The 12,848-nt window shown below is 42.1% G+C and carries 13 protein-coding genes; 4 read left to right on the top strand and 9 right to left on the bottom strand.

The window, feature by feature from the left end; genetic code table 11:
- Nucleotides 1-124: 124 nt before the first annotated feature.
- From BHV83_RS04985 to BHV83_RS04970, 4 genes are all read left to right on the top strand, one after another.
- Nucleotides 125-343 carry a hypothetical protein gene (locus tag BHV83_RS04985; protein WP_286756594.1) on the top strand — a complete coding sequence of 73 codons (219 nt, stop codon included), beginning with the start codon at nt 125-127 and terminating at the stop codon, nt 341-343.
- A 331-nt stretch (nt 344-674) separates the two neighbouring features.
- The gene (gene mtaB, locus BHV83_RS04980) at nt 675-2,009 is read left to right on the top strand and encodes a tRNA (N(6)-L-threonylcarbamoyladenosine(37)-C(2))-methylthiotransferase MtaB (RefSeq protein WP_005865565.1); all 1,335 of its coding nucleotides are present in this window, start codon (nt 675-677) and stop codon (nt 2,007-2,009) included.
- Nucleotide 2,010: 1 nt separating this feature from the next.
- Entirely contained in the window at nt 2,011-2,901 is an 891-nt protein-coding gene (locus tag BHV83_RS04975) for a lysophospholipid acyltransferase family protein (RefSeq protein WP_158532759.1), read from the top strand.
- Nucleotides 2,898-3,923: a glycosyltransferase family 2 protein gene (locus BHV83_RS04970; protein WP_158532758.1), complete on the top strand. Its 1,026-nt coding sequence runs from the start codon at nt 2,898-2,900 to the stop codon at nt 3,921-3,923. Before BHV83_RS04975 ends, BHV83_RS04970 begins: the two co-directional genes overlap by 4 nt.
- Before the next feature lie 83 nt (nt 3,924-4,006).
- On the opposite strand, the gene BHV83_RS04965 is transcribed toward BHV83_RS04970, so the two are convergent.
- The 9 genes from BHV83_RS04965 to BHV83_RS04925 all read right to left on the bottom strand — a co-directional run bounded on the left by BHV83_RS04965 (nt 4,007) and on the right by BHV83_RS04925 (nt 12,848).
- Nucleotides 4,007-4,579 (bottom strand): RloB family protein, encoded by a 573-nt coding sequence (locus BHV83_RS04965; protein WP_122382840.1) that lies wholly within the window; start codon nt 4,577-4,579, stop codon nt 4,007-4,009.
- Nucleotides 4,580-4,590: 11 nt separating this feature from the next.
- Nucleotides 4,591-5,799 carry an AAA family ATPase gene (locus tag BHV83_RS04960; RefSeq protein WP_005865557.1) on the bottom strand — a complete coding sequence of 403 codons (1,209 nt, stop codon included), beginning with the start codon at nt 5,797-5,799 and terminating at the stop codon, nt 4,591-4,593.
- An 88-nt stretch (nt 5,800-5,887) separates the two neighbouring features.
- Nucleotides 5,888-6,970, bottom strand: coding sequence for a GDP-L-fucose synthase family protein (locus BHV83_RS04955; RefSeq protein ID WP_008778095.1), 1,083 nt, complete (start codon nt 6,968-6,970; stop codon nt 5,888-5,890).
- The gene (gene gmd, locus BHV83_RS04950; protein WP_286756588.1) at nt 6,970-8,061 is read right to left on the bottom strand and encodes a GDP-mannose 4,6-dehydratase; all 1,092 of its coding nucleotides are present in this window, start codon (nt 8,059-8,061) and stop codon (nt 6,970-6,972) included. The genes BHV83_RS04955 and gmd overlap by 1 nt, the downstream gene beginning before the upstream one ends.
- Nucleotides 8,062-8,156: 95 nt before the next feature.
- On the bottom strand, nt 8,157-8,741 hold the full coding sequence (locus BHV83_RS04945) for a DapH/DapD/GlmU-related protein (RefSeq protein WP_009018610.1): 585 nt from the start codon (nt 8,739-8,741) through the stop codon (nt 8,157-8,159).
- Entirely contained in the window at nt 8,738-9,847 is a 1,110-nt protein-coding gene (locus BHV83_RS04940) for a glycosyltransferase (protein WP_229040539.1), read from the bottom strand. Before BHV83_RS04940 ends, BHV83_RS04945 begins: the two co-directional genes overlap by 4 nt.
- Nucleotides 9,844-11,157 carry a UDP-glucose dehydrogenase family protein gene (locus BHV83_RS04935; RefSeq protein ID WP_048928343.1) on the bottom strand — a complete coding sequence of 438 codons (1,314 nt, stop codon included), beginning with the start codon at nt 11,155-11,157 and terminating at the stop codon, nt 9,844-9,846. The genes BHV83_RS04940 and BHV83_RS04935 overlap by 4 nt, the downstream gene beginning before the upstream one ends.
- Nucleotides 11,158-11,166: 9 nt before the next feature.
- Nucleotides 11,167-12,027: a hypothetical protein gene (locus BHV83_RS04930; protein ID WP_227154289.1), complete on the bottom strand. Its 861-nt coding sequence runs from the start codon at nt 12,025-12,027 to the stop codon at nt 11,167-11,169.
- Nucleotides 12,015-12,848 carry a glycosyltransferase family 2 protein gene (locus BHV83_RS04925; protein ID WP_005865542.1) on the bottom strand — a complete coding sequence of 278 codons (834 nt, stop codon included), beginning with the start codon at nt 12,846-12,848 and terminating at the stop codon, nt 12,015-12,017. Before BHV83_RS04925 ends, BHV83_RS04930 begins: the two co-directional genes overlap by 13 nt.

The following is a 12,848-nucleotide window of genomic DNA, read 5'->3' as shown; positions in this document are numbered from 1 at the left end:
TTCAACCCCGTGAAGTTTTTCAGGAGAAGGTTCTCTAAGATGTGAAGTACCTTAGAAAATAACAGTAAAATCTGTGAAGTAAATTTAGGCATAGTCACCCGGGCAAATCGGAGACCGGCTCTATATGCATAACTTCTCCGATAAAGATACCTATACATTATATTATGATATAGCGGAGAAGCAATTAGCCTATGTACAATTCATATACCCGGAAAACTCATTTGAACTTCCCGAAGAAGCCTATTTCACTCCCAAATACATCTCAAACGACAACCGTTACCTAATCGATTGGGAGCAACCCGAGAATGATAACAATCCGGTATTAATCTTAGTGGAGCCCTAGTTACCGTATTTCCTCTATCGGCACAATAAACAAAACAAGGCCGCAGCAAGGACTATTCGATAACAAGTCTTCATAAATAATGTTGCTTGACTGTATCTATTCCTTAGTTCACGGCATGGTTTTTACAGACCACGTCATGGTTTATACAGACCACGACGTGAATCGCACAGACCACGACGTGGTTTGTAGAATATATCCAATAGTAAAGAAGAATAGATAGGCTTCCGGAAAACTATTTATGCAATAGTAAAGAGTTTTTAAGTCCATCTCAATCCGAACTCTTTACTAATCCGGGCTTAATTAGTACCTTTGCACTCTAACTAAATCGAAAATGATAGATCAGACCGTATTTAACAATAAAAAGGCCGCTTATTATACGCTGGGTTGCAAACTAAATTTCGCGGAGACCTCTACCATTGGAAAGCTATTAGCCGAACAAGGGGTACGCAAGGTGCGTCCCGGGGAAAAAGCGGATATATGCGTGGTGAATACTTGCTCCGTAACGGAACTAGCCGACAAGAAATGCCGGCAAGCGATCCGCCGGATCAGCAAGCAACACCCCGGTGCCTTTATCGTGGTGACCGGTTGCTACGCACAGTTGAAGCCGGAGGAAGTCTCCCATATAGAAGGCGTGGACTTGGTTCTTGGCGCCGAACAGAAATTAGAGATCCTTCAATATCTGGAGAACCTAGAGAAGAAAGAACACGGAGGAACTGTTATCGCCTCACAAAGCAAGGATATACGTTCCTTCTCCCCTTCCTGCTCGGCGGACGACCGTACCCGTCATTTCTTGAAAGTACAAGACGGATGCGATTATTATTGCTCTTATTGCACCATACCCTTCGCCCGCGGAAGAAGCCGGAACGGGACGATCGCCAGCATGGTGGAACAGGCGCAGGAAGTCGCACGTAAAGGAGGAAAGGAGATCGTATTGACAGGGGTAAATATCGGGGATTTCGGCAAAAGTACCGACGAGACCTTTATCGACTTAATCCGGGCTTTGGATGAGGTAGAGGGAATCGTACGCTATCGTATCTCTTCCATCGAGCCGAATCTGATTACCGACGAGGCCATAGATTTCGTGGCCCATAGCAAACGTTTCGCTCCTCATTTCCATATTCCTTTGCAAAGCGGTAGCGATGCTGTCTTGCAATTAATGCGCCGCCGTTACGACACCGCTCTTTTCCGTCATAAGATCGAAAAGATCAAGGAAGTAATGCCGCATGCTTTCATTGGCGTAGACGTAATCGTTGGAACCCGTGGCGAGACAGACGAGTACTTCGAGGAGGCCCGCCAATTCATCGATAGCTTGGATATAAGCCAACTGCACGTGTTCAGTTATTCGGAACGCCCGGGTACCCAAGCGTTGAAGATCGATTATGTAGTAGACCCAAAGACCAAACACGCACGCAGTCAACAACTCTTGGATATCTCAGACCAGAAACTTCATGCCTTTTATGAGGCCCATATCGGACAAGAAGCGAATGTCTTATTCGAACACACCAAGAAAGACGGCAAAATGCACGGTTTCACCGAGAACTATATAAAGGTAGAAATCCCTTATGATGCCGCTTTGGTCAATGAGACCCGCAAAGTCGTACTAGGCGGCTGGAATGAGGATCGCACCGCATTAATAGTCAACAATCAATCATCAACCGTCAACTAAGATGTGGGATAAAATACAATATGCCTTTCTTTATAGCTGGGTAAAAGTACACGCCTTACTTCCCATGCGAGCTTTATACGTGTTATCAGACATCCTATATGTCCTTATCTATAAGATAGCCGGATACCGGGTAAAAGTAGTGCGCCGTAATATAACCGCCTCTTTCCCGGATAAATCCAAGGCAGAATTACGCCAATTAGAACGTCGGTTCTATCATCATTTCGCCGATTATATCGTAGAAACGATTAAACTAGCCCATATCTCTCTGGATGAGATACAACAGCGTGCTTATCTGAGGAACCCGGAATTGGTTGACCAACTTATGGCGAAAGGCCATACTTGCTTCATCCTCACGATGGGGCATTATGGCAACTGGGAATGGTTTTCCGGCTCGACCACTCGCTTTGAGGACTCACGCATCTATCAGATATACCGTCCGTTAAACAACAAGGCCTTTGATAAGCTATTCGCCGATCTCAGGACACAGTTCGGTTCTTTCGGCATCAAGAAAAACGATACGATACGGGATATCATCAAGTTAAAACAAGACAAGACCCGCTCAGTCGTCATCTTCTTGGCGGACCAGACACCCAGCAAGGCGAACCTGCATTATTGGACCGAGTTCCTTCATCAAGATACGGCCATATTAACCGGTCCGGAGCGTATCGCACGGAAACTGAACCTGCCTGTGATCTTCCTCGATACCCAAAAGGTAAAAAGAGGATATTACACCGTAGACATGAAGCTGATTACGGAGAATCCAAAAGAGACTCCGGAGAATTACATCACCGAGCGATACGCACGACTTTTAGAGAAAATGATCTTGCGTGACCCGGCTTACTGGCTGTGGACCCATAAACGTTGGAAACATAAACACGAGCAACAAGGATGAAAAAAGTAGCGATTGTCATCTTAAACTGGAACGGAAGAAAGCTAATGGAGGAATTCCTTCCTTCCGTCGTATCCAACTCTCCGGAATGGGCGGAGGTTATCGTAGCAGATAACGGTTCTACCGATGACTCGATCGAGATGTTGAAAGCAAAATTCCCGACCGTCGGCATTATCTCCTTCAACCAGAATTATGGTTTTGCCGAAGGATATAATCAAGCGCTCAAAAGGCTCGACCATGAATATTGCGTTTTATTAAACAGCGACGTAGAAGTTACTCCCAATTGGTTAGATGCCCCGATTGCCACTCTCGACTCTGATCCGTCAATCGCTTGTGTCCAACCCAAAATACGGGCTCAACGAAATAAAGAATACTTCGAGTATGCAGGTGCGGCCGGAGGATACATTGATAAATACGGCTATCCATTTTGTCGGGGGAGAATCTTGCATATCGTGGAAAAGGACGAGGGGCAATACGACACTCCCGCCGATATCTTATGGGCGACAGGAGCCTGCTTATTCGTTCGTACGGCTACGTATAAGGAAGTCGGGGGATTGGATGCCGGATTTTTCGCACATCAAGAAGAAGTCGATATGTGTTGGCGTTTACGTTCCCGGGGATATCGGTTGGTATGCGTCCCACAATCCATCGTTTACCATGTCGGTGGAGCCACCTTGAACGCAGAAAGTCCCCGCAAGACTTTCTTGAATTTCCGAAACAGCTTATTGATGCTTTACAAGAATTCCCGGGAAGAAGATCTAAAGCATGTGATGTGTGTCCGCTTTTGGCTGGACTATATCGCCGCCGCGAAGTTCCTGCTGGAAGGACATTTCGCGAACGCCAAAGCTGTTTATGAGGCAAGAAAAGCCTATCACCAACTCAAACCGGAATATACGCCTAAGCGTAAAGAGAATCTGGAGAAAAGAACACTGAGCACCATCCCGGAACTTATGCGGGACAGTTTAATTCTGGCATTTTATCTAAAAGGGAAGAGGACATTCAATGCGATAAAGGATAGACGATAAAGAAACCGGCCTTCTTACTACCCCTAAGGAGAAAAAGAAGACCGGAGAGCTTGGAGATAAGATAGAGAATAGATTATGGATTACTATTCTTTTACTTTTTTAATAGCTTTATAAATCTCACTATATGAATCTCGACCTTGATACTTCTCAGCAAGTTCACAAGCTTTAATCATTTTTGCATCTGCAATCATATCCCTTACCCAGCTATCTTTTTCCAGATATTTACGTGTTTTGCCGTATGTTGGAAGATAGCGCTTCAAAGCCCTTTCTGTAGCTGCTGAATCTAGGAAATGACGGCAAGTATCCTCAAAATGCAAAAGGAACCAATATTCGATTGATTGCAAACTGTCGCACAGAATAACATTACCATTCTTCTCATATTTCTTTTTCAGAGCTGCCATCTTCCTATTTTCAGCATCTGATCGTCTGCTAACATCGGCATCAAAAACACAGATTACAAATACATCTTCATTTAGAAGCTCCTTTATCTTTTTATCAATCTTCTCGATACTATTATTCTCAAACAGACGTGGAGATATAGAGTATCTGTAGCCTAGAAACTTTTTAAGATGACTGAAATAAAACAATTCAGTCAGTCCTTCACCCACAATATGAATGACTTGTCTAGTGGCAATATTCTTTCTAACGTTTCTCATAAGGCCGGTATTTATAGATTAGGAACTGCCCCAAATTTACCAAACTTATACGCCTTTTGTAGAGAGCTTATTCTATTCAAGCCTTTGAAATCAGTTAGAGGATATAGTACACTGGCTCCATCTGTGTTCTTCTCGGCGAACCAGATATTATCTTTTCTAAGCAGATCCTCTTCCCCCAACAGACCGTCATAATGAGTAGTAAGCAGTAACTGAGCTTGCTTTGACTCCTTCAAGAAACGTTCAATCATATATTCGATCAACTTAGGATGAAGAGATGATTCTATTTCATCTACAGCAAGGAATGCATTGCTTCCAATACTATTTTGTATCTGGGATGCCAAGCCGAATGTTCGTATGGTACCATCTGATTCATACAACTCCGGGAACTCATAGTAATCATTCCCCCCCAACCCGGAAGAGACCTTGTGCTGATACATGGTATAATTTACTACTCCCTTTTTAGTCTCCTGCTCTTTTGAAGAAATATTCGAAATATTGAAGTCTGCTTCCTGCAAATACCTTAGGATATATTCTTTGGCAGTTTCTTTTTTAATTGCCTCTTCTGCATAGCGGCTAAGTGATGATGTAGGTACTATCGCAGGCATCATTTGTTTAGTCAAATACTGAAGGGCTGTTTCCATTTCTGCAATATTGGTATTTACCTGCATGTAAGCTGCAAAGACAGACATATTAGGTAAACACTTTAAGGTTATTTCCTCTTTTGCAGCCGTACTGATTTTAACTTTTTGACCAAATTTGATGGAAGAGACATTGTTTTCCATGCTACGTTCAAAAACAGTGGCCGGTTGTTGACTGAGATAATAAATCAAGGTTTCCCGGACAATGTGCGTAGTCTCCAACAATACGGAATAGACATATCTGATAGCCTTGTCTCCATTCATGGCATAAAATGAAACAGAAAACTCTGATGCTTGTTCTTTACTTGTTCTATTTAGCAAGAACGGAACAATCTTAATTAGCTCCGCTTTATTAAGTGGAGTGCAAGTTATAAAGGACCTTATAAAATCGCAAACCTTAATAATATTACTTTTTCCTGAGGCATTGGCTCCATAAATGACAGCTAACTTAAGTAATTTTACATCCGGAGCCAGCTCAACAACATGATATGACTCCAAATCCTTACTCTTATCTGCCTCAAAGCTAAGAACTGTCTCATCTCTGAATGAGAACATATTCTTGAATTTAATTTCAGCTATCATATATCTATTGTTTTCTCACAAAGATACATATAAAAACCGAATACAAGGTATTCAGGCAATAACAACATGCGTATCCATAAGCAATCATTTATCTTATAACAGCGCTTAGATACCAATAATACATTTTTCTCACGCCATCCTCTATATCCACCCGGTGATGCCATCCCAACTCATGCAGTTTGGTCACATCGGTCAATTTACGCATAGTTCCATCCGGTTTTGTGGGATTGAACTCTACCTTACCTCGATAACCGGTTGTTCTCACGATCAAATCTGCCAAAGTAGCGATCGAAATCTCCTTCCCGGTACCTATATTAATATGGCAATTACGGATATCAGTATCTCCTTGCGAATAAGTATCCTTAAAATCCACATGTTCCATGATATATACGCTCGCATCTGCCATTTCCTCACTCCATAAGAACTCTCGAAGCGGCTTACCAGTTCCCCATAGCTCCACCTTATCCGAAGAGATCCCATAACGAGCCAAAACCAAAAGAATTTCCTCTTGGGAGCAATGTCCATCAATACCCTCCACTGGACGGGCATCTAAATCCCGGCAAACACCTTGCCAATCTCCCTCATTCAAACACTTGCCCAAATGGATCTTCCGTATCATAGCTGGCAATACATGGCTACGTTCCAAATCAAAATTATCATTCGGGCCATATAAATTAGTCGGCATCACAGCGATATAATTCGTACCATATTGCAGATTAAAACTCTCGCACATTTTCAACCCTGCGATCTTGGCGATCGCATACGGCTCATTCGTGTACTCCAGCGGAGAAGTCAGCAAAGCGTCCTCTCGCATCGGCTGCTCCGCATCACGTGGATAAATACAAGTGCTACCTAAAAATAACAATTTCTTGACCCCATGGCGAAAGCTCTCACCAATCACGTTCTGCTGAATCTGTAAGTTCCGGTAGATAAAATCAGCCCTATACTTACTATTCGCCATAATCCCCCCTACATGAGCGGCTGCGAGAATCACGTACTCCGGCTGTTCCTCATCAAAAAAGCGCTTGACAGCGATGCCATCCAATAAGTCCAGCTCTTTATGCGTACGTCCTACCAGATTCTCATATCCCTTTCTTTCCAGATTCTCCCAAATGGCAGAGCCGACCAATCCTCTATGGCCGGCTACATATATCTTAGCGTTCTTCTCCATCATTTCACGATGCCCTTCTCTAGATACTCAGCCAAATTAGTACGAACATGCGCAGAGGCACGTTCCACGGCCACCTTCGCCATATCCGCGTCCACCATTATCTTCACCAGTTGCTCAAAAGAAGTCTTTCGCGGATTCCACCCCAGCTCACGTCTCGCTTTCGATGGATCTCCCCAAAGATTAACCACATCGGTGGGACGATAGAAATCGGGAGATACCTCCACCAGCACCTTTCCCGTCTTGCGGTCGATTCCCTTCTCATTTTCTTCCTCACCTTGCCAGTACAATTCAAAGCCCACATAACGGAAAGCCAATTCGCAAAACTCCCGTACGGAATGTTGCTCACCCGTAGCGATCACGAAGTCCTCCGGTTTCTCATTTTGAAGGATCAGCCACATACATTCCACATAATCCTTGGCATACCCCCAATCACGAAGCGACGATAAATTACCCAATAAAAGCCTGTCCTGTTTCCCTTGTGCGATACGTGCGGCAGCCAACGTGATCTTACGAGTCACGAAAGTCTCGCCCCGTCGTTCCGATTCATGGTTAAACAAGATACCCGAGCAGCAAAACATATGATAAGCCTCCCGATACTCCTTTACGATCCAATAACCATACAGCTTCGCCACCGCATAGGGGCTATACGGATGAAAAGGCGTTTTCTCATTCTGAGGAACCTCCTCCACCTTCCCATATAATTCGGAAGTAGAGGCTTGGTAAATACGACAAGTACCCGTAAGATCATTTTGCCTTACCGCCTCTAGAATACGTAATACCCCGGTAGCATCCACATCAGCCGTGAACTCCGGTGAATCAAAAGAGACTTGCACATGGCTCTGCGCAGCGAGGTTATAAATCTCCGTAAGCTTTACCCTCTTCACCACCTGCGAGAGACTCGTGGAATCCCCTAGATCCGCATAGTGAAGATGGAAAGCGGGATGGCCTTCCAAATGCGCGATCCGTTCCCTGAAATCAACAGATGAGCGGCGAATGGTGCCATGTACATCATATCCTTTCTCCAAAAGGAATTCGGCCAAGAAGGAACCGTCTTGGCCGGTAATACCAGTAATTAATGCTACTTTTCTCATTTTATTTTCATGTTTATCTTTTCATATTCATAGATCTTGATAGTCCATTATACTGAAAGTTTATGTGAAGCAGTCCGCTTATTATCATTGTAATATTAATTCTTTCTTTTATTGTCTTGTATCCTTTTAATATATCGTAGATGATGTTCTTTCTCACTAATTGTCGAGAACCGATCCTTTATTTTCTTTGCAGGGACACCTCCCCAAATTTCACAGTCCGGAATGTCTTGTGTCACTACAGCTCCAGCCGCTATTACCACCCCTTTGCCGATAGTGATACCGCCCACGATTGTAGCACTATGCCCTATCCATACATCATCTTCAACAATCGTTATGCCATTGTACCCTCTTGAACTATTCCAGATAAGTTCACCCACAGTATCAAACTGATGATCATTTCTTCCGACAAAACAAACACGTCCGGCTATCAAGATATTATTTTTAAATACGACATCAGAAGCGATATTGCAATATTCTCCAAACTGGACGTTATGACCAATACTTATTTTCATGCCTCTGGCAAAAGTAGTGTGAGCCATAACTCTCACGAAACCATTGTATTTCACCCATGGATATTTCAAATGAAATAAATACCATGTTCGAACAATGTTCATTATGTAGCGTATGGCAAACGTTGTCATACCTGCCCCTTTCGGCATGTTATGATAATCTATTTTCACTTGTTTCGATTAATATTATAAAAAGCAGATACATAATTGTCAAAAGAGCATGGCATCAAGTTTGCCCTAGATAAAGGCTTATTGGAATATTTCCGACAGGCTTGCCTTATTATGTAAATGAATTCTGTTTCATTCATGGGATCAAATAACATTCCATTGCCTTTGGTCACAAAATCCGTGGCACCGATATACTTGCTTGCCACCACGGGACATCCGTAAACCAAAGACTCATTAATAACAGCGCCAAAGGGTTCATACCTACTCGGCAGAATAAAAAAATTGGCTATTTCATACCATGCATACAAACCGACATCGGTATGAAATCCGGCAAAAACCACTTTGTCTTTCAGCCCAAGTCGCTTTGCTTGTTGTTGCAAGCTTTCTGATAGTTCCCCCTCACCTACAATGACCAATCTATAATTTACGATTTGTGCTTTTGCAAACGCATTTAACAGCAAATCCAACCCTTTTGCTTTTACTAACCTACCTGTGTAAAGAATAACAGAAGTCCCTGCCAAACCATATTGTTGAATGTATTTTTGAAGGATAGGTTGAAACTGTGAGCGATAAGCCAACAATGTTTGAGGATTCTGTATATTAGGACATACCTCTATCCGCAATCGGGGGAATCTTCTTTGATACCATTGCTTCACAGTATCACCATAGACTATAATCCCATTGCTGTGGGTCAATACATAGCTCCTGGATTTAGCCTTCAATCCGGAAGATATTTCGGCCATTTTCAAGTTGTCAGATGTTGTCAGATAATAGTTGTAGTGAAATAGCCCCATTTGCTTATACAAGGCTACCAAAATACTTGTATAGGAATACTCATGGGAGAAAATGACATCGGGATCTATTTTTTTGATTAAATTGAAAATTCCCAGACGTACAGGCCTATTTCCAATCCTGAATCCTTTAGTCAAGAAAAGGACCTTAATATTCTCCAGTTTTTCCAGCAATTCTTTCCTGTTATAGGTGAATCCCTCACTGTCAGCATCCGTAAATGCGATGGTCATGTCATAATATTTACCCATCTCATTAAACACATCAATCCTCCATGGAGGTAGGTACTGGTAAAAGACTAATGCTTTCAACTTATTCATCTTCCTATACAGTAATAATCAAAGCCCAAATGTTGAAGTTCTTCTGCGTCATAAATGTTCCGCCCATCAATGATGACCGGATTGTTCATCAATTTCAGTAATAGGCTCCAATTGGGTAGCCGGAACTGTTTCCACTCAGTCTGTATCAATAAAGCATCCACTTCCAAGACAGTATCATACATGTCTGCGGCATATTCCACACCCCCGCCCATACGACGACGGCATTCCTCCATTGCCACAGGATCATACACCCGTACTTTGCATCCTTCCCTCAGCAACCGATCAATAGTGACCAATGAAGTCGCCTCACGCATATCGTCTGTTTCCGGTTTGAAGGCAAGTCCCCAAACAGCAATCTTTTTCCCTTGCAAAGCCCCTTTATAATGCTTGAACAATTTATTGAAAAGTACACTCTTTTGCTTTTCATTCACAGACTCCACCGCATTTAGCACCTTCATTTCATATCCATGCTTCTCTGCGGTCTTTATCAAAGCTTTAACATCCTTCGGGAAACACGAACCGCCATAACCGCAACCCGGGTAAAGGAACTTGCTTCCGATACGGCTGTCCGAACCTATTCCCTTTCGCACCATATTCACATCAGCTCCCACCAATTCGCATAAATTGGCAATATCGTTCATGAAGCTGATACGGGTAGCCAGCATAGAGTTTGCTGCGTATTTTATCATTTCCGCACTGGGTATATCGGTAAATATTACCCGGAAATTGTTCAGCAGGAAAGGACGGTAAAGTTTACTCATCAACTCCTTGGCTCTTTTCGATTCCACTCCTACCACAACCCTGTCTGGCGACATGAAATCTTTGATGGCTGCTCCTTCTTTTAGAAATTCAGGATTGGAAGCTACATCAAAGGGAACATTCACACATCGTTTATCAAGCTCTGCCTGAATAACAGCCTTCACTTTTTGGGCAGTCCCTATAGGAACTGTTGATTTGGTGACAAGCAGGGTATATTTCTGAATATTCTCACCAAATTGTTTTGCCACTGCCAATACATATCGTAAATCGGCACTTCCGTCTTCATCGGGAGGTGTCCCCACGGCACAGAACACAATGTCCACATCATTCAAGACAGACGTTAGATGGGTCGTAAAGCTCAACCTTCCTTCACGAAAATTGCGCATCACCATTTCATCCAATCCGGGTTCGTAAATAGGAATCCGACCGTTCTGTAAGTTTTCTATTTTTTCTCGATTCACGTCCACGCAAGTGACATGAACACCCATTTCCGCAAAGCAGGTGCCAGAAACCAATCCGACATAACCTGTACCAACAATTGCTATATTCATAACTATCTTTTAACGTCTTTTCCTGCATGTCGCATATACCTGTGAAAAGAATCCTATGATTGTTTTTCTCAATCCCACAAGTCTCATCGTGAATATAAGCGGATGCTGAATTTTGTTCTCAAACTTCTTTAATTGTATATCTTCCATATTTAATATGACAGGAAGAGCCACTTTCAAGAAAGGGATACCATGATGTGTTGATCTAAATGGCAGTAAATGGATTCCCTTTGTGTCTCCCAAATATGACCGCTGCTCGATGTCCCATCTGGATTGATTGGAAAAGAAATAATAAATATTCATCATAGGCATAATAAATGGGACAATATCAAAATACTTCCTATAAGGACCATCCTTTAATCTAAAGATTAGCGGATTTGTCTTTTCATTACTCTTTGTTAATAGGGATGTCAATTCTACTTGAGGATTGAAAGCAAATACCCTTTCGACTTTGAGGATGGAACCATACAAAATGGCCGCATAACCACCTGCTGAACTGCCAGACATGATAGTACGGTATCCATCGGTTTCATTTTTCAGAAATTCGATTAGTCTTTCCGGAGAATCAATGCTTTGGTTGATACCGGACAAATACCACTGCTTGAATACATCACGAACAAAAATATGTTTATACGCTTTTTCTATCCTTAAATTATACCATTCAAAGAAGTTTTTCTCTACAATCCTTTTCCTGAAAATATCTTCAACGTTTGGATAATATAGATCATTGCTGCAAAAATAGACAGCACAATACGTTTTATCCTTACATTGTTCATTATACTCAATCAGATAGTTGTGTTGGGTATCATACACATTACGTACAATATCCGAATCTGTTTGAAAAACAAACATGGATTTATTTATTGTTTCCATAATTGCGGAAATAAAACTCTTATATGAATTGTAATAAAATGCTTGACGGCTGTCACAAATCCGATGTGCCTTTTTTCAAAAAGGAAAAAAGGTATCGGTTCTGCATACCCTAAGGGGGAATAAAGATTTTTTATCCGCCTAATGAACGGGATCTCTTTTCTTGCCCATGCAGGCAACTTTGGATTGCTCTCGCAAATGCCTAGATATCCAGTAGCAACATAATTCTTAAAGCCGGCTTTCCGTACCCTATATCCATAATCAATATCTCCAATGGCATGACGATAAGTCCAATCAAGATTGCCAACCTTTTTAAAAACACATTGTGGTATCAAAACGCAATTTCCATTAAACTTTTCACATTCCTGCAACTTTCCATTAGGAGTTATTTTTTGCGAACCATCATATCCGCTATACGTAGTAACGCCTTTTTCCCTTAACCTCATTGGTGCTACTATTACGGCCTGATGATTGCATTTTGCAGAATTATCTAACAAAGTAAACAACGCACCGTCAAATAAATAGCTATCATCATTCAACCATAGATAAAAATTATAATCTTGTTTGGCAGCTTCTTCCCATGCCCTATACATTCCTCTGTTCCAAAATAAGTTACCATCACCTTTGATAATATGAACTTTCGGGAATTGCCTTTTAATCGCTTCCGGTGTTCCGTCCGTACAACCGTCATCGGTTAGATAAATATCGAGGCGCAAATAATTTGGCAATACTTGTTTATAAAGATTTTCCAAACATCTCAATGTTTTATTCTTCCTGTCATGAACTGTCAGTAATACGGCTATGTTTGCCTCTATCTGTTCCAT

The organism is Parabacteroides sp. merdae-related_45_40 (assembly GCF_001915675.1).
Note: the sequence above shows the minus strand (reverse complement) of the source record. Positions and strands in the feature narration are given on the sequence as shown.